This window comes from Lachnoclostridium sp. An138, assembly GCF_002160765.1.
In the GTDB taxonomy this organism is placed as follows: domain Bacteria; phylum Bacillota; class Clostridia; order Lachnospirales; family Lachnospiraceae; genus Laedolimicola; species Laedolimicola faecalis.
On record NZ_NFLF01000027.1, the window covers coordinates 12417 to 37735 of the forward strand.

25 protein-coding genes, 1 tRNA gene and 1 other RNA gene are annotated in these 25319 nt (G+C 52.5%); 6 read left to right on the forward strand and 21 right to left on the reverse strand.

Going from position 1 to position 25319, the window contains the following annotated elements; translation table 11 throughout:
* Nucleotides 1-6: 6 nt before the first annotated feature.
* From rnpB to ureA, 9 genes are all read right to left on the reverse strand, one after another.
* An RNA gene (gene rnpB, locus B5E82_RS15940) (RNase P RNA component class A) lies at nucleotides 7-349 on the reverse strand.
* Nucleotides 350-370: 21 nt separating this feature from the next.
* Nucleotides 371-1180: an urease accessory protein UreD gene (locus B5E82_RS15945; protein WP_242966347.1), complete on the reverse strand. Its 810-nt coding sequence runs from the start codon at nucleotides 1178-1180 to the stop codon at nucleotides 371-373.
* 17 nt (nucleotides 1181-1197) lie between these two features.
* Nucleotides 1198-1806 carry an urease accessory protein UreG gene (gene ureG / locus B5E82_RS15950; protein ID WP_087308523.1) on the reverse strand — a complete coding sequence of 203 codons (609 nt, stop codon included), beginning with the start codon at nucleotides 1804-1806 and terminating at the stop codon, nucleotides 1198-1200.
* A gap of 83 nt (nucleotides 1807-1889) precedes the next feature.
* Nucleotides 1890-2582, reverse strand: a complete 693-nt coding sequence (locus tag B5E82_RS15955) for an urease accessory protein UreF (protein WP_087308524.1) — start codon at nucleotides 2580-2582, stop codon at nucleotides 1890-1892.
* 26 nt (nucleotides 2583-2608) lie between these two features.
* The gene (locus B5E82_RS15960; protein WP_087308525.1) at nucleotides 2609-3097 is read right to left on the reverse strand and encodes an urease accessory protein UreE; all 489 of its coding nucleotides are present in this window, start codon (nucleotides 3095-3097) and stop codon (nucleotides 2609-2611) included.
* A gap of 58 nt (nucleotides 3098-3155) precedes the next feature.
* Nucleotides 3156-3662, reverse strand: a complete 507-nt coding sequence (locus tag B5E82_RS15965; protein ID WP_087166069.1) for an AmiS/UreI family transporter — start codon at nucleotides 3660-3662, stop codon at nucleotides 3156-3158.
* 123 nt (nucleotides 3663-3785) lie between these two features.
* Entirely contained in the window at nucleotides 3786-5507 is a 1722-nt protein-coding gene (gene ureB / locus B5E82_RS15970) for an urease subunit beta (protein WP_087308526.1), read from the reverse strand.
* Nucleotides 5508-5521: 14 nt separating this feature from the next.
* Complete coding sequence (ureB, locus tag B5E82_RS15975) at nucleotides 5522-5881, reverse strand: urease subunit beta (RefSeq protein ID WP_087308527.1); 360 nt, start codon at nucleotides 5879-5881, stop codon at nucleotides 5522-5524.
* A 26-nt stretch (nucleotides 5882-5907) separates the two neighbouring features.
* Entirely contained in the window at nucleotides 5908-6210 is a 303-nt protein-coding gene (gene ureA, locus B5E82_RS15980) for an urease subunit gamma (RefSeq protein ID WP_087308528.1), read from the reverse strand.
* A 458-nt stretch (nucleotides 6211-6668) separates the two neighbouring features.
* Here ureA and B5E82_RS15990 point away from each other — a divergent pair, with 458 nt between their 5' ends.
* From B5E82_RS15990 to B5E82_RS16005, 4 genes are all read left to right on the forward strand, one after another.
* Nucleotides 6669-7538, forward strand: coding sequence for a homocysteine S-methyltransferase family protein (locus B5E82_RS15990; protein WP_087308530.1), 870 nt, complete (start codon nucleotides 6669-6671; stop codon nucleotides 7536-7538).
* Between the two features lie 75 nt (nucleotides 7539-7613).
* Nucleotides 7614-7687 (forward strand) — tRNA-Pro (locus tag B5E82_RS15995).
* 136 nt (nucleotides 7688-7823) lie between these two features.
* Nucleotides 7824-8111, forward strand: a complete 288-nt coding sequence (locus tag B5E82_RS16000; protein WP_330398400.1) for a metalloregulator ArsR/SmtB family transcription factor — start codon at nucleotides 7824-7826, stop codon at nucleotides 8109-8111.
* On the forward strand, nucleotides 8101-8790 hold the full coding sequence (locus tag B5E82_RS16005; protein WP_087308531.1) for a DUF1648 domain-containing protein: 690 nt from the start codon (nucleotides 8101-8103) through the stop codon (nucleotides 8788-8790). The genes B5E82_RS16000 and B5E82_RS16005 overlap by 11 nt, the downstream gene beginning before the upstream one ends.
* A gap of 122 nt (nucleotides 8791-8912) precedes the next feature.
* On the opposite strand, the gene lon is transcribed toward B5E82_RS16005, so the two are convergent.
* Nucleotides 8913-11228, reverse strand: a complete 2316-nt coding sequence (gene lon / locus B5E82_RS16010; protein ID WP_087308532.1) for an endopeptidase La — start codon at nucleotides 11226-11228, stop codon at nucleotides 8913-8915.
* Nucleotides 11229-11305: 77 nt separating this feature from the next.
* Between lon and B5E82_RS16015 the strand changes: the two genes are divergently transcribed.
* Nucleotides 11306-11974, forward strand: coding sequence for a superoxide dismutase (locus tag B5E82_RS16015; RefSeq protein WP_087308533.1), 669 nt, complete (start codon nucleotides 11306-11308; stop codon nucleotides 11972-11974).
* A gap of 76 nt (nucleotides 11975-12050) precedes the next feature.
* On the opposite strand, the gene B5E82_RS16020 is transcribed toward B5E82_RS16015, so the two are convergent.
* The 8 genes from B5E82_RS16020 to aroD all read right to left on the reverse strand — a co-directional run bounded on the left by B5E82_RS16020 (nucleotide 12051) and on the right by aroD (nucleotide 20860).
* Nucleotides 12051-12722, reverse strand: a complete 672-nt coding sequence (locus B5E82_RS16020) for an NUDIX hydrolase (RefSeq protein WP_087308534.1) — start codon at nucleotides 12720-12722, stop codon at nucleotides 12051-12053.
* On the reverse strand, nucleotides 12709-13776 hold the full coding sequence (locus tag B5E82_RS16025) for a DUF3810 domain-containing protein (protein ID WP_140393164.1): 1068 nt from the start codon (nucleotides 13774-13776) through the stop codon (nucleotides 12709-12711). Before B5E82_RS16025 ends, B5E82_RS16020 begins: the two co-directional genes overlap by 14 nt.
* Nucleotides 13776-14069, reverse strand: a complete 294-nt coding sequence (locus tag B5E82_RS16030; RefSeq protein WP_087308535.1) for a hypothetical protein — start codon at nucleotides 14067-14069, stop codon at nucleotides 13776-13778. The genes B5E82_RS16025 and B5E82_RS16030 overlap by 1 nt, the downstream gene beginning before the upstream one ends.
* A complete protein-coding gene (locus tag B5E82_RS16035) occupies nucleotides 14066-15022 on the reverse strand; it encodes an acyltransferase (protein ID WP_087308536.1) in 957 nt (318 codons plus the stop codon). The genes B5E82_RS16030 and B5E82_RS16035 overlap by 4 nt, the downstream gene beginning before the upstream one ends.
* Before the next feature lie 7 nt (nucleotides 15023-15029).
* Entirely contained in the window at nucleotides 15030-16517 is a 1488-nt protein-coding gene (gene clpX / locus B5E82_RS16040; RefSeq protein ID WP_087308537.1) for an ATP-dependent Clp protease ATP-binding subunit ClpX, read from the reverse strand.
* 153 nt (nucleotides 16518-16670) lie between these two features.
* Complete coding sequence (locus B5E82_RS16045) at nucleotides 16671-18167, reverse strand: S1C family serine protease (protein WP_242966350.1); 1497 nt, start codon at nucleotides 18165-18167, stop codon at nucleotides 16671-16673.
* A 158-nt stretch (nucleotides 18168-18325) separates the two neighbouring features.
* On the reverse strand, nucleotides 18326-20056 hold the full coding sequence (locus tag B5E82_RS16050; RefSeq protein ID WP_087308538.1) for a S8 family peptidase: 1731 nt from the start codon (nucleotides 20054-20056) through the stop codon (nucleotides 18326-18328).
* A 33-nt stretch (nucleotides 20057-20089) separates the two neighbouring features.
* Nucleotides 20090-20860 carry a type I 3-dehydroquinate dehydratase gene (aroD, locus tag B5E82_RS16055; protein WP_087308539.1) on the reverse strand — a complete coding sequence of 257 codons (771 nt, stop codon included), beginning with the start codon at nucleotides 20858-20860 and terminating at the stop codon, nucleotides 20090-20092.
* Nucleotides 20861-20972: 112 nt separating this feature from the next.
* Here aroD and B5E82_RS16060 point away from each other — a divergent pair, with 112 nt between their 5' ends.
* A complete protein-coding gene (locus tag B5E82_RS16060; protein ID WP_087308540.1) occupies nucleotides 20973-21881 on the forward strand; it encodes a S1 RNA-binding domain-containing protein in 909 nt (302 codons plus the stop codon).
* A 276-nt stretch (nucleotides 21882-22157) separates the two neighbouring features.
* On the opposite strand, the gene add is transcribed toward B5E82_RS16060, so the two are convergent.
* The 3 genes from add to B5E82_RS16075 all read right to left on the reverse strand — a co-directional run bounded on the left by add (nucleotide 22158) and on the right by B5E82_RS16075 (nucleotide 25111).
* Nucleotides 22158-23141, reverse strand: coding sequence for an adenosine deaminase (add, locus tag B5E82_RS16065; RefSeq protein ID WP_087308541.1), 984 nt, complete (start codon nucleotides 23139-23141; stop codon nucleotides 22158-22160).
* Nucleotides 23138-24109, reverse strand: a complete 972-nt coding sequence (locus B5E82_RS16070; protein WP_087308542.1) for a hypothetical protein — start codon at nucleotides 24107-24109, stop codon at nucleotides 23138-23140. The genes add and B5E82_RS16070 overlap by 4 nt, the downstream gene beginning before the upstream one ends.
* A 324-nt stretch (nucleotides 24110-24433) precedes the next feature.
* Complete coding sequence (locus tag B5E82_RS16075) at nucleotides 24434-25111, reverse strand: transaldolase family protein (protein ID WP_087308543.1); 678 nt, start codon at nucleotides 25109-25111, stop codon at nucleotides 24434-24436.
* Nucleotides 25112-25319: the final 208 nt, after the last annotated feature.

Below are 25319 nucleotides of genomic sequence, written 5' to 3' on the forward strand. Positions count from 1 at the left end.
CTTTTTTGCGCAGGCAAAGCGATAAGCCGGGTTATGTCGTGGGTGTTCATCTATCTAGCTCTGCCGTCGCCGGCAGAGTCCAGCAACCTACCTGAGACAGCCGGGCCGGCTTATGTCTCGTTTCGGTCTTGCTCCGGACGGGGTTTACATATGCCCCGCCTGTTACCAGGCGGGCGGTAGTCTCTTACACTGCCCTTCCACCCTTACCAGTTTCCTGGCGGTACATTTCTGTTGCACTTTCCTTAGAGTTGCCTCTACCGGACGTTATCCGGCGTCCTGCCCTGCGGAGCCCGGACTTTCCTCACCTGACGCCTTTCGGCCTGTCAGCCGCGAACACCTGCCTTACCTGCGCTCCCGAGTCTTCATTCTATCACGCGGCGCCTTTTCTGGCAAGCCCTTTGATTCGCTCAGCAGCTTCCTCAAGTATCTGTGCCCGGTTTCCCAAAATCCGTACTGCCAGATCGCCTCCGGGAAGCAGCGTTACGCCTCCTTCGCATTCCCTTTCCCTTTCCAGCATATCCCAGATCGGCTCCCGCAGATCTCCGAAGGAAGCAGAAAGGAAAATATTGGCCAGATGCGTATAGCCCTCATACATGCCAAGCCCCCGCATGGGCATCCTGTCCGGCTCATAGCGGGTATTGTCCCGGCAGATCAATTTCCCCTCCCGGTAGATCCGCACCAGCGAAGAAAAGCGCCGGAAAGCAAACTGCTCCTCATGGGCGATTCTGCCGGAACAGATAATTTCCAGCCAGAACAGCCTGGAGCTTCGATCCGCCAGATAAATCTCCGTCTCACTGTCATAGGCCGAACCCCCAAAGGGAATCACCGGCTGGGGACAGCAGTAAAGAGAGGCGCCTTTTTCCGCCCTGGCCCGGATATGACGGTAAGCGGAACCGCCATCCATCCTGTGAATCTTTTCAAAGGACTGGGAAAGGACCTCCAGATCTGCTCCTTCCCCTGCTTCATAGGAAAATTCCTGCCTGTCACCCCGCATAATGCCTGCGGAAGCGCAGAGAGGCATGATCTGAATTCCTCCGTCCGGCCTTTCAAAAGGCGCCATCAGCTTGTAAGGGGCCGTAAAAGAAACGTCGGAAAGAATGGTGCGCCCTTCCCGCTTTTCCGCGCGGACTGCGAACCTTGATACTTTTCCGAACTGATTGACCAGCTGTCTCTCTGCCATCTCTTCTGCTCTTCCTCTCACATATCCTCCAGCAGCACATTTTTCCTGATCCATGCTGCCACGTCATCCACATGTTCGTCTCCACGGATATTAGTGAAGATAAAGGGACGCCCGCCCCTCATTTTGCGTGAATCCCGCTCCATCACTCCAAGATCTGCTCCCACATAAGGCGCCAGGTCAATCTTGTTGATAACCAGCAGATCGGAACGGGTGATTCCGGGGCCTCCCTTTCTCGGAATCTTTTCTCCTTCCGCCACATCAATGACAAAAATCGTCGCGTCCACAAGCTCCGGGCTGAAGGTGGCTGACAGATTGTCCCCGCCGCTTTCGATGAAAAGAATTTCCACATCCGGAAAACGCTCCAGCATCTCATCCACAGCTTCTATATTCATGGAAGCGTCCTCGCGGATGGCGGTATGAGGGCAGCCTCCGGTCTCCACGCCGATAATGCGTTCCTCGGGCAGTACACTGTTCCGAGCCAGAAACTGCGCATCCTCCTTCGTATAGATATCATTGGTAATGACAGCGATACTGTACTCGCCTGCCATCTTCCGTGACAGTATCTCGATAAGCGCGGTTTTCCCGGAGCCAACCGGGCCTGCCACGCCGATTTTCACATATGACATTGCTTTTCCTCCTTGTCTTTGTGATATATGCGGCTTTTGACGTATACAGCCTTATGACATGTACAGTTTTTTGACATATAGCTTTATGACATGTACAGCCTGGAATACAGTCTCTCATGCTGAATTCCCCGCAGGTCGAAGCCCGGAGCCGAGAGGCACAGGTCTGCCTCGCCGCAGGCCCTTACTTCTTCCAGAATTTCTTCAAATTCCGGGAAAAAGCCTGCCAGCAGCTTCTGCCCCGCGCTCTGGCTCAGGGGAACGGTTTTCACGCAGTTCGTTACCATGGCAGAGGTCTGCGCATACAGATAATGGGACAGACATTCCTCTTCCCCTGTATCCAGACAGGCGCAGAATACGCCATAGATACAGCAGTGGCTCACTGTCTTCCCCTTTCGCTTTTCCAGAAATTCCGGAAAGATTCCTGTCCCGCAGACAGGAAGATCCAGCTTTTCTATGGTTTTCGCAAAACGGGAGCCCATTTTCCGGGCTGCTTCCCGCTGCTCTGAAGGGAGCCTGGACGCCTCCAGAATCTCTTCCAGTTCCCCCAGCTTTTCCAGCTCTGCCTGCTTCGCATATTCGTAAGCCAGCCGGACTGCCAGCAGGTCCGTATATGCCAGGCTCCAGCGGAGCCTGTTTCTGATATATTCTTCCGCGCTTTTCTCATCATGGACCAGTCCCTTCTGGATATAGGTCTCCAGCCCCTGGGAATGGGAATAGCCTCCTATGGGAAACAATGCGTCATTGACCTGAAGCAGGTAATAATCCCGTTCTTTCATAACTGCCGCCTCATTCTGTACTGTTTTCATGCGCCGTGAGAGTGATGATGAGAAACAGAAGCAGAAATTCTCCGGCCAAAATCCAGCTTTTTTACAGCTCTGGCTGTCTTTACCCCGTGAAGCTTTGAGAGCATCGCAAGCATCGGCTCATCATAAACTGCCGTAAACGTGTCGTATGTGTCTCCCCAGAACAGCGGCGCATGCCGGTTTCCAATCTCATAGCAGACCTTTGCCGCCATAAACGCATACCCTTTCTCAAAGGATATCTCTATCACCTCGCAGGGCGGCGTATTCACAGCAATCACCAGTTCATCGTCCACATAAATCACATCGTCCTGAAGCAGGCCCCGGCTTAGCACGGAATCGTCCATGCGGATTCCGATCTCCCGGCCTTTGTCCGTAGTCTTGCGGTGTATTTTCTTAAAAGCCTCATGCCATTCCATATCCACATATTCCACAGTCTTTCCGGCCGTATCTGTCTCACTTAATTTCCCGTAAATCTGTTCGCACAGCATCGTTTTCTCCTTCTGTCTTTTCTTCTGTCTTTTCTTCCGCCTTTTCTTCCGTCTGTCTCTACCAGACCTGCAGCAGCATCATAACGCCCGGAATCCAGGCCGTCACCACGCCCTCGAAGATCTGCAGCAGCGGCACAAAGCGTCCAAGCTTTTTCCCCAGGATGTCCTCCACAAAAGAGGTTCCCCAGAGGATGGCCCACAGGTACCAAATGCCCGCCCAGCGGATATCCGCGGTGATGCCAAGGGCCTCGCTTCCGGTCACACCCTCAATGGTTCCGAACACCAGAGCATTGACAGCCACGAACGTGGAGAACCAGGCAAAAGGAACCGGGCTTAGGTTCAGCAGTCTGCTGAAAGCCACGAAAAGGTAGGTAAAGCAGAACAAAAGACCCGTTCCGGCCGCGTAATAATCCCCGTTTACCAGATTTACAAAATTGATAAACAGAGAAAGTGTGCCGGTCAGGATGTTCATGACAGCCGCAGATTTTCCGTCCACCTTGTACAGGGCGCACATCCCATTGTTTATCAGTACAATTCCTACAAATAACAGACAAACTCCTAATATTTATTTCATAATCTCCTCTCTCCCGGAAACCGGCCGCGTCTATTTGTCCCGGCACTTCCCGGTTTTTCACGGGCGGCCGCAGGATGCCCTGCAGCCGCCCGGCTTTCCGTTTCCGCCGCCTTGTCAGAACAGGCTGTAGAGCTGGGTCAGCGGCAGCTTTTCCGCCGGCTTTGAGGTAATCTCTTCTCCGTCCACCGTAACCTTATAGGTCTCGGGATCAACGGTCAGTTCCGGTGTGCTGCTGTTGTACGCCATATCCTTCTTTCCGATGCTGCGGCAGCCGGACACGGGAACAACGGTCTTTTCCAGGCCGTATTTTTCTTTCACATGCTCTTCCATGGCCGCCTTTGAGACAAAGGTCAGGCAGGCTTCGTATTTCGCCTTGCCATGGGCGGCGAACATGGGCTGATAGAACACCGGCTGCGTGGTGGGAATAGACGCGTTGGCGTCTCCCATCTTGGAAGCAAGAATCATGCCGCCTTTGATAATCATATCCGGCTTGATTCCGAAGAAGGCCGGATTCCACAGAACCAGATCCGCCAGCTTTCCTTCTTCCACAGAGCCCACATACTGAGAGATTCCGTGAGTGACAGCCGGGTTAATCGTGTATTTCGCTATGTACCGTTTTACACGGAAGTTGTCGTTGCCATGGCCTTCGTCCTCCGGGAGCGCTCCTCTTTCGTCCTTCATCTTGCTGGCCGTCTGCCAGGTCCGGGCGATGACCTCGCCCACGCGGCCCATGGCCTGGGAATCAGAGCTCATCATGCTGAAAATGCCCATGTCATGAAGCACGTCCTCCGCCGCGATGGTCTCCGGGCGGATGCGGGAATCCGCGAAGGCGATATCCTCCGGAATCCGTTTGTCCAGATGATGGCAGACCATCAGCATATCCAGGTGCTCGTCTATGGTATTGACCGTGTACGGCATGGTCGGATTCGTGGAAGACGGGAGCACGTTGGGGGCCGCCGCCGCGCGGATGATATCCGGCGCGTGGCCGCCTCCCGCTCCCTCTGTATGATAGGTGTGAATGGTCCGGCCTCCGATAGCCGCCAGCGTGTCCTCCACGCAGCCGCCTTCATTCAGGGTATCCGTATGAATCGCTACCTGCACGTCATAATCATCCGCCACGTTCAGGCAGTGGTCGATGACAGCGGGAGTGGAGCCCCAGTCCTCGTGAATCTTGAGTCCCATGGCTCCGGCTTTGATCTGCTCGATCAGCGGCTGCTCGTCGGAGCAGTTGCCTTTCCCGAGGAAACCGAGATTCATCGGATATTCCTCTGCCGCCTTCAGCATCATCTTCAGATTCCAGGGGCCAGGGGTACAGGTGGTCGCATTGGTTCCGTCCGCAGGCCCTGTGCCTCCTCCGATCATTGTGGTTACGCCGCTGTACAGCGCGCAGTCAATCTGCTGGGGGCTGATAAAATGGATATGCGTATCGATTCCGCCCGCTGTCACGATAAGATTTTCTCCTGCTAGGGCCTCCGTAGACGCTCCCACCGTCATGCCGGGCGTCACGCCGTCCATAATGTCCGGATTTCCCGCTTTTCCGATTCCTTTGATTTTTCCGTCCTTGATTCCGATATCCGCCTTAACGATACCATTTACATCCACGATCAGCGCATTGGTAATCACCAGATCCAGATCTCCGTCCGCGCTTTTCGTCTTCACAGACTGTCCCATACCATCACGGATGGTCTTTCCGCCGCCAAATTTTACTTCGTCTCCATAGGTGGTATAATCCTTCTCCACTTCTATTACAAGGCTTGTGTCGGCCAGACGCACCTTATCGCCCACAGTGGGGCCGTACATGGCCGCATATTTACTGCCAGATATTTTTACACTCACTATCTTTCGCCTCCTTACAGAAATCCCTTCAGCTTCGCGCGTTCCATGGATATATCCAGCGTATCCTCTCCTGTCTGCGCGCAGGTCAAATCATTCAGGCCGAATACCCGGCGCCGTCCGCCCATCCGCGTAAGCTGCACTTCTTTTTCCTCACCCGGCTCAAAACGCACCGAGGTCCCTGACGGGATATCCAGGTGATACCCATATGCTTTCTCTCTGTCAAAGGAAAGTCTTCTGTTCACCTCGAAAAAATGATAATGGGACCCTACCTGGATCGGCCGGTCTCCTGTATTCGCCACAAGAAGAGCCACCGTATCTTTCCCTTCATTTAAAATGATATCCCGGTCGAGGGGCATGATTTCTCCGATTTTCATAAACATTCTCCTTTCTGCCGCAGGGCTTACTGTATGGGATTATGAACCGTCACCAGCTTTGTGCCATCCGGGAAAGTAGGCTCCACCTGAACCTCATCGATCATGTCTGCCACTCCCTCCATGACGTCCTCTCTGGCCAGAATTTTAGTGCCGAGCTGCATCAGCTCCACAACGGTCTTTCCATCCCTTGCAAGCTCCATCAGCTCCGAGCTTATATAGGCCAGCGCCTCCGGATAATTCAGCTTCAGGCCTCTTTCCCTGCGTTCCTTAGCCAGATTTCCGGCAAGATGCAGGAGCAGCTTCTCTTTTTCCTTTGGATTCAGCCGCATGATACTCCTCCTTTCAAAACATAAAAAAAACAGACAAAAAAGGCTCTCGCGACCTCTTTGTCTGTCTCAATCTGTTTCCTGATAAAATTTATCCTGATAGATTTTTCTGATTAGAAAGCTTTCTTTATTACCGGCAAATTTTAACCTGATTTTATCACTCCCGTCAAGCCTTTCCTGACAAACCCTATTTTTTTCTGTTTTCTGTCTGTCCGCCCGAATCTTTTTCTGACTTATGGGGCTGTCCTTTTGAATTTTCTTCTGCCCTTTACGTGCCGCTGTTTTTATACTATACTGATAGCGTCGGCATACCAGAGGACAATACAGAATTACAGCCCTGATACGCCGGCGCTGAGGAATATGATATGGCTTCCTGCGGGCGCAAAACCACATTTCCGCCTGCAGTCCCCCCGATGCTCTCCCCTCTGCGGAGATTCACGAAAGAAAAGCGAGGAAACGACATGACCAGACAGGAACTTCTCGACCGGCTGAAAAAAGGCCCTCTGATTCTCGACGGCGCCACAGGCTCCAATCTGATGAAGGCAGGAATGCCAAAGGGAATCTGCACGGAAAAATGGGTGGCTGATCATCCGGACATACTGATAAAACTGCAGCAGGACTATGTGGAAGCAGGTTCTGACATCATCTACGCTCCCACCTTTATGGCAAACCGCGTCAGTCTCCGGGAACACGGACTGGCAGACGAAACGGAGTCTCTGAACAAAACTCTGGTATCCTTAAGCAGGACAGCTTCCGGCGGCCGGGCGCTGGTGGCGGGGGATCTGACCACTACCGGTAAAATGATGGAGCCTCTGGGACCTATGTCCTATGAAACGCTCTACGACGCCTACCGGGAACAGATTACCTATCTTGCGGAGGCCGGAGCAGACCTTCTTGTGGCGGAAACCATGCTGGCTTCCAACGAAACCATGGTGATTCTCGACGCGGCTGCCTCCGTCTGCGATCTGCCGGTCTTCTGCACCCTGACCATGGAAGCCGACGGAAGCCTGTTTTTCGGCGGAAATATCTTCGACGCCGTCGAAGAACTGGAGGTCCTGGGCGCGGCCGCTGTGGGCTGCAACTGCTCCACCGGCCCGGATCAGCTGGAGTCCGTCATCTCCGGTATCCGCAGCCGCGTGTCCGTCCCCGTCATTGCCAAGCCCAATGCGGGTATGCCCACCATCAGCGAGACCGGCGAGGCCGTATACCATATGGGACCGGAAGAATTCGCCCGTCACATGAAGACCCTGCAGAAGGCAGGCGCTTCGATCCTCGGCGGCTGCTGCGGCACGACGCCGGAATTCATAAGAGAATTGAAAAACAGCCTCTAAAACCTGTCCGCCAATAAAAAAACTTCTTGACAAAACGTGTCATATCGAATAAAATAATATTCGCACGTGAGTCGTCGGAGTATGGCGTAGCTTGGTAGCGCGCTCGGCTGGGGGCCGAGAGGTCGCAGGTTCAAATCCTGTTACTCCGATTTTTCTGAAAGGAACTGAAAAAATTCAGTTCCTTTTTTCTGTTCAAAAGTATTTAAAATTACTTTTAAGCTGTTATTGACTTCCCTCTTTCCTTCTACTACAATCTAATTAAAGAAATTTTTAAATAGTTTGGAAGTGATCACTCTGGCTGTTCACGAAGTTCTGGCTGCACTGGCCGATGAAAACCGACGCAATATTCTGCTCAAGCTGAAAAAGGGAAAAATCAGCTCCGGCGATCTGGCTGCTGCCCTGGGGGTAACGCCCCAGGCCCTGTCTTACCATCTGGCAAGGCTGAAAAAGGCAGACTTGATCTATGAGACCAGATACAAAAATTTCATTTATTATGAACTCAATCTTTCTATTCTGGATGAAACGATTCTGTGGATGAATGAACTAAGGGGAGGAACCGACTGTGAAAACTAAGAAATGGCTGTATTATACCCTGATGCTGCTGCCTCTGGCTGCCACCCTCATTGCGCTGCCTCTGCTGCCGGACCAGATACCCGCCCATTACGGCGCGGATAATCAGGTGGACCGCTGGGGAAGCAAATATGAGTCTCTGATTTTTCCTCTGCTTACCATTCTCTTCGGCTTTTTTATGATGGCTATGGCAAAATATGCGGCAAAGCAGGAAAAAAGCGGAAATGACAGCGACAGCGGAGATAACAATGGAACTAACAATGAGAAGGTTACCGTGATTACGGGCTTGTGCACGCTTCTCCTGTTCAACCTGATGACCTTTTATTTCCTGTATACCGACTTTCATCAGGTAGAAAACCTTTCAGAGCTTCCTGTAAATATCACAAACCTTGTGTTTGCCTGCCTCGGTCTTCTCCTGATTGTGTGCGGCAACATCATGCCCAAGCTGAAAAATAATTCTGTCATCGGCCTGCGCACAACATGGAGCCGGAAAAATGAGATTACCTGGAAGAAAAGCCAGAAATTCGGCGGCATCACTTTTATCATCAGCGGCATTCTGATCACCGCCGTAAGCCTTATGACCAGGGCCGGCGCCTGCCTGCTGTGGTCCATGCTGATTCTGATAGCAGACGCAGCTGTATCTATCTGGTATTCCTGGCGGATGGCGAAGAAATATGGGTGACAGCTTAGTGGAAATATATTCTGATAAAAGCGCCGCCTGCAGACAGAAACAAATCTCTCTGCAGACCGCGCTTTTTAAACTTCTTAAACTTCTGAAGCATGTCTTCCGGCTTCGATAACCTGTCAGGTTTCTTCTTTGTCTTCTTTGTCCCCTTTTTTCTTCTTCTCCAGAACCCCCGTCTTCTCCAGCACCTCGGCCACCTTCTGCACCGGGACGATTTTCAGTCTGTCCCGAATCTCCTGGGGAACCTCTGACAGATCCCGGACATTTTCCTTTGGAATAAATACTTTTTTCACACCGGACCTGACAGCCGCCATCAGTTTCTCAGGCAGACCGCCGATGGGCATCAGCCGGCCTTTTAAGGATACCTCGCCTGTCATCGCGCATTTCGGATTCACGATATGACCGGTGACCAGAGAAGCCAGCGCTGTCGTCAGCGTGATGCCGGCCGACGGGCCGTCCTTGGGAACCGCGCCCGCAGGCACGTGGATATGGAGATCGTTTTCTTCAAAAAGCTCTGTCTTATCCGGGAACAGAGACTTCACCAGACTCACCGCTATCTGAGCGGATTCCTTCATCACATCGCCCAGCTGCCCGGTGAGGACAAGCTCTCCTTTTCCTTTCGTAAACATGGTTTCGATAAAGAGAATATCTCCTCCCGCCTGGGTCCAGGCAAGCCCTGTCACGATGCCCGGGCGGTCCGGCGTGACAAGCTGTTCATGAAATACGGGCTGCATATCGAATAACGTGGAAAGCTCATCCTCCTGTACCCGGATCGGAGCCGCTTCTCCTTTTACCAGGCGGACCGCAGCCGTCCGGCAGACTGCATCCAGCTGTTTTCTCAATCCCCGGACCCCCGCTTCCATGGTATAGTCCTCGATAACAGTCCGCAGGATTTCTTCGGACAGCTCCAGCTGACCGGGGCTGATCCCGGTCTGTTCCATCGCCTTCGGAAGAAGGTGGCGTTTCGCGATCTCCAGTTTTTCTGTCTCTGTATATCCCCGGAAATCGATCTCCTCCATGCGGTTTAAAAGCGGCTCAGGAATCGTCTCTGTGGTGTTGGCTGTACAGATAAAGAGCACATCCGAAAGATCGTACGGCACATTCATATAATGATCGGTAAAACTGTGATTCTGCTCCGGGTCAAGAGCCTCCAAAAGGGCGCTGGAAGGATCTCCGTCAAAGGCCTTCGTCAGCTTATCCACCTCATCCAGCACCATCACCGGATTGGAGACGCCGCTCCGTTTTATTCCCTCCATGATCCTGCCGGGCATGGCTCCGATATAGGTGCGTCTGTGGCCGCGTATCTCCGCCTCGTCCCGGATTCCGCCCAGGCTGATCCGAACATACTTCCGTCCCAGCGCCCGGGCAATGCTCTGGCCGATACTGGTCTTGCCTGTTCCGGGCGGGCCCACAAACAGCAGAATAGAACCCGACTGTCTGTTTTTCAGCTTCATGGCCGCCAGCTGCTGGATGATGCGTTCCTTGATCTTTTTCAGGCCGTAATGGTCCTCATCCAGGATCTGTTCCGCTTCTTCCAAATCAATGGAAACCGTCTCTTCCTTTTTCCAGGAGAGAGTGGTCACAAAATCCAGATAGTCATACAGCATGCCGTATTCGTGGCTGTTCTCGCCCTCCTGCTTCATGCGGTTTAAGACCTTCTCCGCCTCTTTTCGGGCCGTCTCATTCATTCCGGCTTCCTGGATCTTTTTCTCGAATTTCCGTACATCCGTCACGCTTTCCGGATGCATGTCGTCCAGTTCCTTCTGAAGAATCGCAATCTGTTTCTTGAGAGCCTCCTCCCGGTACAGCTTTTCATTGGATTCCGTCTGTGCCTTCTGCGCGTCCGCGCCGACCTTTGAGACTTCGATAAACTCATAGACCGCCTGCTCAATCCTCTGATAACGCTCTGAGATCCGATCCGCTTCCACGATCCGGTATTTTTCCTCATCCGTCATATTGAGCTGATAGGAAAGCCCCGCCGCCATCTCCTCCATGGTTTTCCACCGCAGAATATAATTTCTGGCCACAATTCCCCACTGGAAACTGCTGATATACTGAAGCAGGGCAGACTGCACTTCCCGGAAAGCTTTCGCCCGGGCTTCTTCATCCAGATCCCCGATCTCTTCCCTGGGCGTACAGACCGCGTCCAGCCTTCCATCCTCCTGCCGGAATACTTCCACATTTACCCGGCCTGTCGTGCGGATGCTGACGCTGTGATCCTCGCTGTCCAGCTCTGTGACCGTACCTGTGACTCCCACCGGCCAGAAATCCTCTGGCGCCATGTCGCTGATCTTTTTTTCGCGCTTCATAAGCAGGAACAGAATTTCAGCGCCTTCCTCCGGCATCCCCTGCATATATTTTTCCATATAATCATTCTGAAAGTAATAATTGACATCCGGCATCACCAGAAGACCGGAAACCGGCAGTATCATCATTGACTGTATTCCTCCTCTTGCCTCTTGGAATGTATATTTTCCTCTTCTGCGCATATACTGCTTGCGAGGTGATTTTCATGACAGTGCAGCATTACCCCTTTGAACTGCTTCCCCTTCCCTATCTTTACGACTCCCTGGAACCCCATATTGACACAGAAACCATGTATCTTCACCATTCCAGACATCTGCGCGCCTATGTGGACAATCTGAACCGGCTGCTGAAGCCTTATCCGGAGTTCCACGACTGGACGCTGGAACGTCTGATTCTGGAAAACAAAAAGCTGCCGGAAGACATCCGGCAGGGCGTCTGGAACAATGGGGGAGGCGTCTATAACCATCAGTTCTATTTCGCCGGTATGACCCCGAAACACACGGAGCTGTCCGGCAAACTGAAAGACGCCCTCTATCTGGATTTTGAGACCTGGGACGACTTTTATGAGGCCTTTTTCGAAATGGCTCTTAAGATCTTTGGCTCCGGCTATCTCTGGCTGGCCGCCGACGAACGGGGAAAACTGGTCATCCTTCCCCTCCCCAATCAGGATACGCCCCTTTCCCAGAACCTGACTCCCATTCTAAACCTCGATGTCTGGGAGCATGCCTATTACCTCAGGCATAAAAATCTGCGCGCCGGCTATATCAAGGCCTGGTTCCAGACCATCAACTGGGAGGAGGCTGAGCGCCGCTACCAGGCAGCCCTTCTTAAAAATGCCCTCCAGGGAAGACGCGCCGGGAAAAATTCCACATAAATATGTCCGATATCTGTCCGGTATCTGTCCGGCCTGACTTCTTCTGTTCCCTTTCCTGTCTCCGGACAGACACGGCCTACTGGCGGATATAGATTCCCTGCTCCTCGATCCAGTCCTCCAGCTCTCCCTGGGCGTCCTCGGCCCAGGTTTCCGCGGTGGCCGCGCTGGCAAGAGGACGTCCTGTCTCCTGAAAATAAGCTTCTATGCTTTCGGCAAGCTTTTCAAACTCATCCGGAAACACGCAGTGCTTCAGCGTATCATTCCGGATTCCATCCAGGCATTCTCTGTAATCGATCCAGCGGACACTCTCCACCTCAGATTTCTGAAGCTGAAACCCGTCCTCGCGCAGATTACACTCATACAGATACACCCTGCTGTATTCATGATTTTTAAAAAGACTGCCGTAAAATTCCTGCTCATGGTATCCGATATGCGTAAAGAGAAAATGAAGTTCTTCCGGTTCGGCCTTTACGCCCAGCTCTTCCTCAAGCTCCCGGACTGCCGATTCCAGAAAATCCTGGCCCGACGGAATGTGGCCCGCGGAAGAGATATCATAATACCCCGGAAAAGAATCCTTATCCGCGCTGCGCTTCTGAAGCAGCACGTCCGCTGAGCCTTTTGAAGGCCGGTAGCGCACCAGCCACACATGGGAAGTGCCATGCAGATCTCCATCTCTGTGTACCAGAGAACGCTCCTTTACCTCGCCGGTCAGCGTGCCGTCGTTTCTTCTCAAATCAATCAGTTCCATTTTCCGCACCTCTTTCCCGATTCCATGCAAGCAGCAGATCCACCATGCGCCCATAGCTTCTGGTACCGTCATCCTGGGCATTTGCTCTCAGATATGTATCGTTAATCTTATCGGCCACCTCTGCTGCTGTCCCTTCATAAGAATTCCAGTAGGCATTGTGATCTTCCAGATCCCGGACTGCCTGTTCACAGAGCTCTGACCGCACTTCCCGGAAGCTCTGGGGGTCCTGCTCGTAAAGAGCATTCCCGCTGTATATCCAGGCCAGCATGGCGCCGCTGTAGCGGAAAGCCGCGCTGTCAGAAGCCCTGCAGGCCAGATACGCGATAAAATTAGCCTCATCCTCACGCATAAATCCCTTCAGATGGGAAAGCTCATGGCAGATGGCAGAAGGTATGTCCTGCGCCGGCATGTCTCCATTATAATTGGCCTCCAAAGTAAAAGGGCTGTAGATCCCCTGCAGCTGCTGGTAAGACAGAAGCCAGGACCCAAGGACCTTCTTGGCCTTCGGATAATAACCGGCAAGCTCCGGATACTCTTCCGCTGCCGCCTGCATGGCCTCTGCCGCTTCTGCCTCCACGTTTTCCTCCAGCATCATGTGCCCTTCCGCGTCCACATGGATCGCTCCGGCCGCCTCATTCAACTCCTCCGCCAGCTTTTCACAGAGAGCTCTCAGCTCTTCCACGGAAGATTCCTGAAGCTCAAACCCGGCCCGTTCCGAAAAAGTCTGCCTGTGATAATTGATACCACAGTTCAGTGTAAACATCAGACACAGCGCGATGACAGTCTTTGCCAGCACCGGGACGGCCCTCCGGACAGACAGCCTGCGTACCAGAATCAGCAGGAGCCCTGCCAGAAATGAGAGCAGCAGTGCATAAAGAAGAATTTCCGCCACCGAAAACGGAACCAGAGAGCAGAAACGCGCAAAGGACCCCACAATCAGCGGGTAGATGTGTCCGGCATACCATTCAGCAAAGCCCGGCACAAGCCGGGCCGCCAGATTCAGTCCAACCGTCAGAAGGAACAGACTTCCCCAGAATACCTGGTTCTTCCGCATCAGACTTCCTTTTTCCTGTCGTCGATCTCACCTTCATACTGATCGATCAAAATCTCCCTGCGGGCAATTTCCTCACAAAGGGACTCAAATTCCTTTTCGGTCGCGCCTTCTTCCGTGTACCGCTCATACACGATCTTTCCAAGAGCCTCATAGTCCCGCCGGATCTCTCTTTCCAGACTGTAAATCTGATTTTTCAATCTGGTAATCTCCACAATTTCTCCGGCCTTGCGGCTCACCGCATCCGCCGCCCCTGTAACCGCTCTTCCAAGATCATCCCATATGTCTTTGTTCATACTGTCTTTCTCCTTTCCAGAATCTCAGCCAGCATCCAGGATGCCAGGCAGACCCACAGCGGCACCAGCCACTGATAAAGTTTATAACTTCGTATTCCCAGGCCGTCAGCCAGAGAAGACGTAAACTGATACACTATCACATGCCAGAGATATATATGGCGGGAATCCTTTTCTCCTATATGGGCAGGCAGACTTCCCCGGCCAATCCCCGGATTTTCAATGGCCGCCATAAAAAGCCCCGCGCTCAGCAGCACGCTTCCCAGATACAGTTCCGCTTTTCCAAAAAGCAGCGTCTCCGCCGCAGTCAGGCAGACTCCTGCCGCCGCCAGACACCAGCCTGTTTTCCCGGAACTCCGTATCTCCTCCTGTTTTCCCGCCATCCAGCATCCCAGCAGGAAGAAGGGCAGGCCTGTCAGCCAGAAATTCCGGACGCAGGCTGTAGGAACATGAAGGTCCAGAATGTGAAAGCCTTCTCCAAGCGCCAGATTGGCCCCCAGGCAGAGAGGAATCAGAACAAAAAAGGCTTCCGCCTTCCGAAACCGCGCCAGCAGGCCGTAAAACAGATAACAGTACAGCAGCGCGCCCAGAAACCACAGGTGGTAGGCAAAGGGAGAACGGTTCCAGAGAAACAGCTCTCCAAGGGCCTTCAGCGAAAACATGTTTCCTGCCGCTTCCAGGGACAGGCTTCCCTCTCTGTACAGCATGACAAGCCGCCACAGAAAATATACGGCGCTGGCCCAAAGATACATCCGCAGAGTGCTTCGGAATCTGCGCCAGAGCACAGCCGGCTCCTTTCCCCCGGAAAAATATCCGCTTATCATGAAAAACAGCGGAACCGCAAATCGTGCCAGTCCTTCGACGAGTTCCCCCGCCTTTCCGGGAAAACGGCAGTGAATCCATACGATAAAAAATGCCGCAATGCCCTTCCACACATTCAGGCAGTCATTTTTCATTTTTCTTTCAGCCCTGAGCCGCAGCCTCCTGGCTTTCCAGCTTCAGAACCCCGCGCATGGCAATCAGCGGGCCTCCTCTGTGCTCAATGTATTCCCGGGTAATTGTCACCCGGCCGATATTGTCATCTTTGGGAATCTCATACATGATATCCAGCATAAATTCCTCAATAATCGCCCGCAGCGCACGGGCTCCCGTATCCCGCTCCAGCGCTTTCTCCGCGATGGCCTCCAGCGCTCCGTCATCGAACTCCAGCTGGACCTCATCAAGAGCCAGAAGCTTCTGATACTGCTTCAGAATCGCATTCTTCGGCTCCTTGAGAATCCGCACCAGCATGTCCTTGGTCAGACGATCCAGCGTGCAGATCACCGGAAGACGTCCCAGGAACTCGGGAATCATGCCGAAGCTCCGCAGATCCTCCAGCGTTACCTTTGACAGAAGATTGGGGTCGTTATCATATTTATCTTTTAAATCCGCCTGAAAGCCCATGGAAGACTTTTTATTCAGACGCTCCTTGATTACATTTTCCAGATCCGGGAATGCTCCGCCGCAGATAAAAAGGATATTCCGTGTATTCACTGTCGTCAGCGGAACCATGGCATTCTTGCTGCTGGCTCCCACAGGCACCTCCACCTCGGCTCCCTCCAGAAGCTTTAAAAGCCCCTGCTGCACGGATTCGCCGCTTACGTCTCTGTGGTGCGTATCCTTTTTCTTGGCAATCTTGTCAATCTCGTCGATGAACACGATTCCCCGCTCCGCCTTTTCCACATCATTGTCGGCAGCGGCCAGAAGCTTGGAAATCACGCTCTCAATATCATCTCCGATATATCCCGCCTCGGTCAGGGAAGTGGCGTCCGCTATGGCCAGAGGCACGTCAAGGAGCCGCGCCAGCGTCTTCACCAGATAAGTCTTTCCGCTTCCGGTAGGTCCAATCATCAGGATGTTGGATTTTTCGATCTCAATATCATCCTGGGTCCCCGTAGCCACCCGCTTGTAATGATTGTATACCGCCACGGAAATCACCTTTTTCGCGTAATCCTGTCCGATCACGTATTCATCCAGCTGTCCCTTGATTTTGTGGGGCGCGGGAATCTTCCGGATATCAAAGACCGGCTCCGCCGCCTTTTCTTCCTTCGGCTTTTTCTTCTTTACCTTCTGCTGGCGGGGCATCATATTCTGCAGATCCGACAGATTGATCATGTTGATTCCCTGAAGCTTTGAGAAATCAATATTCCCATTCTGGATCGTATCCATGGTTCTCTGCATACATTCCGGACAGATGGAAATCCCCTGTCCCAGCGTGATGAGCTTGCCGGTCTGGCTCTCCGGCCGGTGGCAGAGGAAGCAGAAGCGCTCGTACTCCTCTTCGCTTTCCTTTTCCTGCTCTGTCTTAGAACCGCCTGTCTGAAGGTCTGTCACGTCCCCCTTCTCACCGCCGGCGTCCATATGCTCTGTATCATTATTTTCTATGTCCTCAAGATAATCCTTATTCTCCATATATGTATTATACTCCTTTCCCCGAGTATAGCATAAAAGGACAGCCGGACGCAAGGAAAAGGATTCTGCGCTTTTCCTTCTGCGCCCGGCTCTAAAGCGCGGCGCCGGGAGACCTGTTCCGGTCTCCCGGCAGTCCGCCTCATTCTGCCTTCTTTATTGATTTGCCTCTACCTCAGCCTGTGTGCTCAGTGTCACATTCACAGTCTTTTCCGTATAACCGCCGTCTCCCGGAGACTGTACGGTCACTTCCACGGTCTCTCCTGCCTCGTAATACTGCAGACGCTCACGCAGGGCTTCATAGCTGCTGATGCTTACACCGTCAAATCTTGTAATGATATCGCCTTTCTGAAGTCCGGCCTGTTCTGCCGCGCAGTTGGGAACTATCGACTTCAGGTAAACGCCTGCGGGCATATCATACATCTCTGACACTTCCTGCGTCACATCCTGGCAGGTCACGCCCAGATATCCCATGTTCTCCGCAGCTACCTCAGAGCGTGTCTCCAGACTCTTCAAATCTCCAATAATGCTTTCCACATCGGAAATCGGAATCGCGTAACCCATACCTTCCACATAACTGGAGGACAGCTTCGCCTCGTTGATTCCGATGACCTCACCCTGCATGTTCAGAAGAGCTCCGCCGCTGTTTCCAGGGTTAATCGCCGCGTCTGTCTGAATCAGGCGGTTGTTGATGGTCGTTCCGTCATCATTCTCCAGCGTCACTTCTCTGTCAAGGGCGCTGACGATACCCGTCGTCACCGACTGGCCGTATCCCAGAGCGTTTCCGATGGCCACTACCTGATCTCCTACCTTAAGCTGAGAAGAATCACCGATGCTGGCCGCCTTAATCTGAGACATGGTCGTATCCGGAATTTCTCTCAGAGGAACCGCAATCACACCGATATCCTTTGTGGCATCTGTTCCCTTGATCTGAGCCTCTACCGCGCTTGCGTCTTCATTTCCTTCATCTACACTGAACAATACCGTCAGTGACGAAGCTCCGGAAATGACATGGTTGTTTGTCACAATCAGCAGCTCGGAATCATTCTGTCCGATAATGATTCCGGTTCCCGTGGAAACCTCTTCCTGCTCCTGCGGCTGGCTGTACCAGCCCCATCCCCAGTAATTCTGTACCTCACGGACACTGACATTCGTAATTGCTACCAGCGAAGGCATACACTCCTCCACAATATCAGCCACCGTATTTCCGGATGTCTGGCTGCTTCCTGTCTGGGGAGTCACCGTGCCAATCTCCGGCGTCACTGTCGTGGCATTATCGCTGCCTGAAGCTGTAACATCATCCCCGAACAGCTGCCTTCCTATATAATTGGTTCCCTGGAAAGCCGCTCCCGCAACTACGCCAAAGAGCAGCGCAATGCAGACAGTCTTGGCTGCCAGTCTTCCAAACTTCTTTTTATTTTTCTTTTTTGGCGTCACCTCTCCGGTATTCCTGTAGCTTCCGCTGCCATAGCTGTAGCTGTAACCGGAAGAGGAATTGCTGCCTGCTCCCTCCGATGAAGAATCGGAACTGATATTATCCTGATAAAACGGTCCGCTGTAGCGGTATTCACTGCCTGTTCCCATACTGTTTTCCGTACCGGAATCAGAGGCAGAGCCGCCTGCGTTCTGTGAATTATTCTCATAATCGTACATAAAGATGAACTCCTTCCTCCACTCATTTGCCTTTTAGTGTATCAGGGAAATGTGTTCAAAGTGTGAGGAAAGAATTAAATTTTAATTACGCCGGCTGGAAAAAGAAGGGCCCGGCTGCCTCAAATCTTCCAAACCGGATTTTCATCGGCATCCTCTTCTCACTCCGGCAGGCTTTCCCTCACGCAAAGGGTTCCCCAGCCAATCTGCGGATTCGGATACGCCCGGAAGGCCGGCAGGGGCTGCGCCCCTTTTTTCAGGTACGCGGCGGCTTTTTCTCCGTACAGAAACGGATCATTTCCATCTGTGATACCCCATTGCATGAGCAGCGCTGCTGCTCCGGTCACGAATGGCGTCGCAAAAGACGTACCCGTGGCAGCGGCATAGCCGCCGCCGGGCACGGTCGTCACCACATCGACTCCGGGAGCGGCCAGTATCGGCCGCTCCCGTCCGTCTCTGGTATCCCCGCGGCCGGAAAAATCCGCATACGTCCGGCTCCGGCTGTCATAAGCTCCCACAGCTACTGTACGCCGGGCTGTGGACGGAATTGTAAGGGTTATATAGGGTTCCGGTTCCAGAAAACGGGTATTGGCATTGAGAACCGCCGCGCTTGGAAGCCACAGATGAAAACGTCCATTCCGAATCTCTCTTGCTTCCAGCGTCAATGTCCAGATTCCGGAATCCACATACTCTGTCTGCGGAAGAAATTCCAGATAAATCTCCTGGGACTGGCTGTACGGAGAAGGTTCTCCGTAATACAGCAGGATATCTGTCTGCTCCAGCGCAAAACGCTGAGCCCCCGGCACGTTCCGGATAAAACCTGCGCTCCTCCCTCCCGGACTTTCCAGCGATACAGAAATATCATCCAGATAGGATTTCCAAATCTGCAGATTCAACCCCCCTTCATATTCACCTACCGCCAGCTGAATCCGCTTTATTTCTCCTTCCTGAAGACTGTCCGACGCATGACCTGCCGCATAGCCTTCATTTCCCGTTCCAATGCAGATAACAGATTTCCAGATATTTGCCATGTCGGTGATATAGGTTTCCAGAAGCGAGGTGCCGTCATGAGCGCCATAGGTGTTTCCGAAACTGATATTGACTGCCACAGGCAGACTATATTCCATCGCTTTGCGGATGCAGTAATCCAGGGCCTGCATCAGCTCCGTCGTTCTGGGGAAGCTGTCTGTTCTGGGAACCCCCAGCTTTACCACCAGGATGGAGCTTCTCGGAGCCACTCCCCTGTAGCGTATTCCTCCGGCCCTCCCGTTTCCGGCTGCTATTCCAAGGACCCGGGTCCCGTGGCCGCTGACATCTGTGCTCGGCACCAGCTCCCGCCTGCGGACCGGATCGCTCTGGGCAAGCGCCTCATCGATCTGCTCCTTTGTATATTCCGTTCCAATCCGGTATCCTGCCGGCGGCCTGCCCGGAATAGTCTGATCCCAGAGGGCCAGAATCCGGGTTGTACCATCCTCATTCCGAAAGTCCGGATGTGCATAATCCACCCCGGAATCCAGCACTGCCACCAGAACTCCATCCCCATATAAATCATACCGGGCATTCTGCACTCCGGTGACACAGGAAGCTGTCCTTCCCTGCTCTGCAGCGAAAAACAGCCTCTTTGGTTTCTCTATGTATTCGATTTCCGGCACTTCTGCCAGACGCCCGATTCCGGATTCCGGCACAACCAGCACCGCGTACTCGTTCAAAAGCTCTGTTACCCTGATGCCCTCTTCCTCCAGTCTGGACAGAGAACCGGAATATTTCACAATCAGCTCCCAGGTGTTTTCCTCTCCGTCAAAACCCACATCCAGATTCAGAGAGCGCGCCCGCTCTCCCGGCGTGGCATCCAGGGCCAGGTTCAGCATATTTTCAATTTTGGAATTATCCACAGAAGCACTCCGCCTTTTTCCGTCTCTAACATTCTATGCGGAAACTCTGTTTTCATGAAAGAGTGCCAGGGCAGCTTTCAGCTCCCCTACGCCGATCTGTCCCGGCGCGGACGCAGCGCCTGCTGATCCAAAGGTCAGCGCCGATCCGAAAATTTCTCCCGCCAGCCGGCTCACCAGCCCTGTGCCTCCCATGGACATGGTAATCAAAGGCTGCTCCGCATATCTTTCCTTCATTTCCCAGGTCGCCGAAAGGAGCTCCAGCACATCTCCCGGGTTCTGCGGCATGACAGCCAGCTTCAGAAGATCCGCCCCGCATTCCTGCATCCGGCAGAGCCTCCGGATCATCTCCTCTTTTTCCGGCGTCCCGTTAAAATCATGACTGGAAGCCACTGCCTTTACGCCGGCTTGATGGGCTTCCCGGCAAATCTCTGCAAGGAGCTCTTCCCCCCGGAACAGTTCCACATCAATCAGATCCGCATGGCCGGAAGAAATCACCTGCCGCAGGAATTTTTCATAGGCTTCCCGGGAAATCTCCTGTTCGCCTCCTTCCTCTTTGGTCCGGAAGGTTACAAGCAGGGGCATATTCCCCAGCTCCCGCCGCAGAAAAGCCAGCTCATCCTCCAGTTTTTCCCGGTCGAATACCCCCTCGTACCAGTCGGCTCTCCATTCCGCCAGATCCGGCTCCGCCTCCTGGAGCTTCTCCAGGCGGAGCCGGATTTCTTCCTTTGTACGCCCGGTCACAGGCACGCAGATTTTGGGACTTCCTTTTCCCAGCTCTATTCCTTTTATTTTTACGATATTCATATGGTTTTCTCCTGATTTACGTTTGCTTTTTATGCCATTTTACCATATAATATAGGCATTGGACAATTCTTTGATCTACAGAATATTATTTACGAAAAGGGGTATTTGCAAAATGGAAGAGAAACTGACCATGGACGACTACGCAACCGAGCTGGAGGCTTCCCTGCGCAAAGTACAGGAAGGCGACGTGCTGACCGGAACTGTCATCGGCGTATCTGATACGGAAGTTACCGTAGATTTAAAATCTTACACAGACGGAATTATCCGCGCGGAAGATTATTCAGAAGATCCGTCCTTTTCCATCAAGAGCGATGTTCATGTAGGGGACGAGGTAACCGCTACCGTTCTGCGCACAGATGACGGCCAGGGACATCTCCTTCTTTCCAGAAAGGCCGCGGCGGACGATGTGGCCTGGAAAAAGCTGCAGCAGTATCTGGAGGAAAAAACCGTGCTGGACGTAAAGGTCGGCGGCGTGGTAAAGGGTGGAGTCGTCGCTTACGTAGAGGGCATCCGCGGCTTTATTCCGGCTTCCAAGCTTTCCTTAAGCTATGTGGAAAATCTGGAAGACTGGCTGAATAAAGAGATTCAGGTACAGGTTATCACCGTGGAGCCGGAAAAGAAGAGACTGGTTCTCTCTGCCCGTGAGCTCTTAAGAGAAAAGGCGGCCGAGGAGCGCCGCGCAAAGATTTCCAACGTACAGGTTGGTCTTGTGACAGAAGGAAAGGTAGAAAGCATCCAGCCCTACGGCGCATTCATCGATCTGGGCGACGGCCTCTCCGGCCTGGTTCACGTATCCCAGATTTCCGACAAGCGTATCAAGACACCGGACGCTGTCCTGAAAGTCGGCGATACCGTAAAAGTAAAGGTTATCGCCATCAAGGACGGCAAGCTGTCCCTGAGCATGAAAGCGCTGAAAGATGTGGCCGCTGAGGAAGTGCGCGAAGAGAAAGTTGTGCTTCCCAAGAGCGAAGAACTGACCACGAACCTGGGCGAGCTGTTCAAGAATATCAAGCTTAACTGATTAGCTGTACGGCCGGCTGATACAAACTGTTTCCATATCCAAAAAGGCGGCCCTGAACCTGTGGTTCCGAGGCCGTCCGGCAGATATGCCGTTCATCAAAATAAGAGTGCTGCTCTTCTGCAAATTTTTGTTTTGCAGGAAAGCAGCACTCCTATTTTAATTTTCCCAAACACTTCCTGATGATTGCTCCGACAGACAGCCTGTCTGCAGATTATGAAATGCAGCCTCACAGCCCGCCCCCACAGGAAAATAAGCAGGATTAAAACCTTTTCTTATTCAGCACACCTTCTCAATGACATCCTTCAGCCGCCAGCGCTCTTCTTCTGTGAGAAACGCGGCATCTGCCGCATTCAGAAGAAGGGTCTTTCGTTCCTCCTGCGTCATTCCAAGCTCCTCCTGAAGAAGCCGGAATTCCCGGTCTATCGTCGTATCGGAAACTGTCATATTGTCTGTGTTGACCGTCACCGCCAGTCCCTGCCGCAGATACTGGAGCACCGGATGCTCTGAAAGAGACGGAACGGCCTTTGTCTGCACGTTGCTGCTGGGACACATTTCCAGAGGAATATGCCGTTTCCGAAGCTCTGCCAGAAGCTCTGCGTCTTCTCCGGCACGCACGCCATGGCCGATCCGGCAGGCTCCCATACGGAGAGCCGCCCACACGCTTTCCGCCCCGTCCGCTTCTCCGGCATGAATGGTAAACGGTACAGACAGCTCCCGTGCCAGAGCAAAGACTTTCTCATAATCCTCCGTGGGATACAGGGCCTCTGCACCGGCCAGATCCACCGCGGCCACGCCGCGGCCCAGATATGCCGCCGCTGTCCGCACCGTCAGAAGGTTTTCCTCCAGATTGTCCGTGCCGCGCATACAGCACAGGATCAGCTTTGCCTTAAAAAACGAGCCTGCCAGGGCCTCCTGCAGCCCCAGGATGGCAGCTTTCACCACCTGGTCCTGTGTGAGCCCCTTTTTGGTATGAAGCTGGGGTGCAAAACGAATCTCCGCATACAGCATTCCCTGCTCCTTCAGGGAACTGGCCAGCGTATACATGCCTTTCCGGATCGCTTCCTTCGTCTGCAGCACCAGAAGAGGCAGATCAAACTTTTCCAGATATTCATTCAGACTTTCACAGTCTGCCGGAGCCGTCAGAAAGAGCTTCAGCTCATCCGGCTCCCGGGCCGGAAGCTTGATTCCCTGCTCGTCTGCCAGCTCCAGCACCGTGCGCGGCAGCAGAGAGCCGTCAAAATGTAAATGCAAATCTATCATCGTCTGTCCCCTTTATCTGCAAATCCTAATCCTTCAGCTGCGATGGGCACGTTACACCTCGTTTTACTGCTGTTCCATCTGTTCTTCAAATGCCGCAAAGCTTCCCAGCGCGCCGCAAGCTTGAGCCATCTCTTCAATACATCCGGATTTTCTTCCTCCTCTATCCGCTTCTGAAGCTTCTCCGGAATTTTCCCATAGTCCTCTAAAAGCTCAAGAATGTCTGCCGTTCTGCGCTGCTGATCTGCTCTTTGCGCAGCTTCTTTCCGTTCATAATAAATTTTTTCTTCCAGCAGCATATACTCTTCTCTCACCTCCGGCCGCACCTTCACCTTTTCCACATGCCGGTGAATCCTCTGCAGCATTTCTCCCTTTACGTTTTCTTCCGTACTGTTCTGGAGATAATCCAGCATCTGCCGAATCTCCGGACTGCCTCCCTTTATCCCTGCTGTATTAAGATAAATGTACCTCAATCCATCCTGATAGTCAAGTTCCGGAACTTCCTCGCATTTATTTCGGAAACGGTACATCATATAACCTTCTCCGAAAGGATCATACGGAAGTATCATGATAACATACAGATTCGGAAGTCTGGAAAAATCCCACTCTCCGCTTCTCAGATAACGCCCGTCAATCCTTCCCTGATAAAATCGATTATGCTTCTCCAGACTTCCTTCTTTTGGATGGTAAAGACAGGGTTCAATATCATAGACATTGAGCACCGGCTCTGTGTCTTCCACTACCTCCACATCCATGCGGATTCCCCGAAGCGCAGGACTGTAAGCTGGAATCACTTTCTGAGTGTTCACCCGTACTTTTCCGATTTCACGCTCCAGCAGTATCGACAGCAGAAGACGGCAGAACTCTTCGCCGCCCTCCGGATCAGATGCCGCTACATTCATCAGAAAATCATCCATCACATTCAAATCCTCCAGGCTGCGCCTGCGAATACTCCTCGTAGTTTTTTCCATTCTTACCTCACTCTCCGGCGATGCACGGAATCAAAAAATTCCATTCCGGCCCAATGAGACATTTCCGCACAATTTTTGTTCCGGCACTCGCCTAATTAAATAAAAGTATCCTGTGAAAAACATTGGCGATTTGCCAGAACTTCCCCCTGCGGGATTGAAATTCCCTGAAACAAGCAGAAAGATTTTCACCTGTTTCACATATATCAAAAATATTGCATTATGTCAACTCTGTTTTCAGCAGAAAAATATCCCTGTCAGAAATTCCGACAGGGACACCTGAAGTTTCATTCATATCTGCCAACCCTCTGGCCTCAATCCATCCTGTCAGCCACAGTCCAGCATGGTCTTCCCCTTACCGCAGAGCTTTTCAAAATCTCTGCGGAAGGTGTTCAGTGCTGCAGTTACTGAATCGTTCTTAATCAGCAGTTCAAGAACATCCGGGGAAATCGTCGTCGCTCCGATCCCATACTCGCAGAGGGAAATAACCTGGCGGGAATTCTTGAAACTGGCCGCCAGCACCTCTGTATGGAACTTGTAATTGCGGAACATATCGTGAATCTCCTTGGCTGTGCGCACACCGTCGGAACCAAGGTTATCAATGCGGTTTATGTAAGGCGCTACATAAAGAGCTCCTGCCTTTGCAGCCAGAAAAGCCTGCATCTGGGTATAAATTGCGGTGGCCGTCACATTGATTCCGGCTGCCGCCAGGATACGGATAGCCTTCAGGCCCTCCTTGGTAGTCGGAATCTTGATATAGGTATCGTCTCCCAGTTCCTTGCGGATCTTGTAAGCTTCCTCTACCATATTGTCGGCATGATCGCTGACCACCTGCACATGCAGCTCGCCTTCCTCGATAAAATCGCGGATCTCCTTGAGCACTTCATAGGGCGGGCGCTTTTCCTTGGCCAGAATCGTCGGATTACAGGTCACGCCGTCCATGGGGAAAAACTCATACATGGAACGAATCTCATCAATGTTCGCATTGTCAATAATCAGTTTCATTCTCTCTTCCTCCTGATTTTTCTTGGTAGTGTCAAAACTACCTTCTTTTTTTATTGTAAAAGTTACGCTTTACCTTGATTTTTCGGAGGTTTGCAAATAAAAAGAGCATTGACCTCCCTTTTCTGGTATAATGTCAATCGCCAAACCAACCTTATACAAAAGGAGCCAACGCTCATGGACATTATACTTTATCTTCTCACCATTATTC

Excerpts from the sequence above, each read along its gene's own strand:
- B5E82_RS15945 (WP_242966347.1), bottom strand. The coding sequence starts at position 1,180 with ATGGCAGAGAGACAGCTGGTCAATCAGTTCGGAAAAGTATCAAGGTTC.
- ureG (WP_087308523.1), bottom strand. The coding sequence starts at position 1,806 with ATGTCATATGTGAAAATCGGCGTGGCAGGCCCGGTTGGCTCCGGGAAA.
- B5E82_RS15955 (WP_087308524.1), bottom strand. The coding sequence starts at position 2,582 with ATGAAAGAACGGGATTATTACCTGCTTCAGGTCAATGACGCATTGTTT.
- B5E82_RS15960 (WP_087308525.1), bottom strand. The coding sequence starts at position 3,097 with ATGCTGTGCGAACAGATTTACGGGAAATTAAGTGAGACAGATACGGCC.
- ureB (WP_087308527.1), bottom strand. The coding sequence starts at position 5,881 with ATGAAAATCGGAGAAATCATGCCCCTCGACCGGGATATCATTTTAAAT.
- ureA (WP_087308528.1), bottom strand. The coding sequence starts at position 6,210 with ATGCGGCTGAATCCAAAGGAAAAAGAGAAGCTGCTCCTGCATCTTGCC.
- B5E82_RS15990 (WP_087308530.1), top strand. The coding sequence starts at position 6,669 with ATGACCAGACAGGAACTTCTCGACCGGCTGAAAAAAGGCCCTCTGATT.
- lon (WP_087308532.1), bottom strand. The coding sequence starts at position 11,228 with ATGATGATACTGCCGGTTTCCGGTCTTCTGGTGATGCCGGATGTCAAT.
- B5E82_RS16015 (WP_087308533.1), top strand. The coding sequence starts at position 11,306 with ATGACAGTGCAGCATTACCCCTTTGAACTGCTTCCCCTTCCCTATCTT.
- B5E82_RS16020 (WP_087308534.1), bottom strand. The coding sequence starts at position 12,722 with ATGGAACTGATTGATTTGAGAAGAAACGACGGCACGCTGACCGGCGAG.
- B5E82_RS16025 (WP_140393164.1), bottom strand. The coding sequence starts at position 13,776 with ATGCGGAAGAACCAGGTATTCTGGGGAAGTCTGTTCCTTCTGACGGTT.
- B5E82_RS16030 (WP_087308535.1), bottom strand. The coding sequence starts at position 14,069 with ATGAACAAAGACATATGGGATGATCTTGGAAGAGCGGTTACAGGGGCG.
- B5E82_RS16035 (WP_087308536.1), bottom strand. The coding sequence starts at position 15,022 with ATGAAAAATGACTGCCTGAATGTGTGGAAGGGCATTGCGGCATTTTTT.
- clpX (WP_087308537.1), bottom strand. The coding sequence starts at position 16,517 with ATGGAGAATAAGGATTATCTTGAGGACATAGAAAATAATGATACAGAG.
- B5E82_RS16045 (WP_242966350.1), bottom strand. The coding sequence starts at position 18,167 with ATGTACGATTATGAGAATAATTCACAGAACGCAGGCGGCTCTGCCTCT.
- aroD (WP_087308539.1), bottom strand. The coding sequence starts at position 20,860 with ATGAATATCGTAAAAATAAAAGGAATAGAGCTGGGAAAAGGAAGTCCC.
- B5E82_RS16060 (WP_087308540.1), top strand. The coding sequence starts at position 20,973 with ATGGAAGAGAAACTGACCATGGACGACTACGCAACCGAGCTGGAGGCT.
- add (WP_087308541.1), bottom strand. The coding sequence starts at position 23,141 with ATGATAGATTTGCATTTACATTTTGACGGCTCTCTGCTGCCGCGCACG.
- B5E82_RS16070 (WP_087308542.1), bottom strand. The coding sequence starts at position 24,109 with ATGGAAAAAACTACGAGGAGTATTCGCAGGCGCAGCCTGGAGGATTTG.
- B5E82_RS16075 (WP_087308543.1), bottom strand. The coding sequence starts at position 25,111 with ATGAAACTGATTATTGACAATGCGAACATTGATGAGATTCGTTCCATG.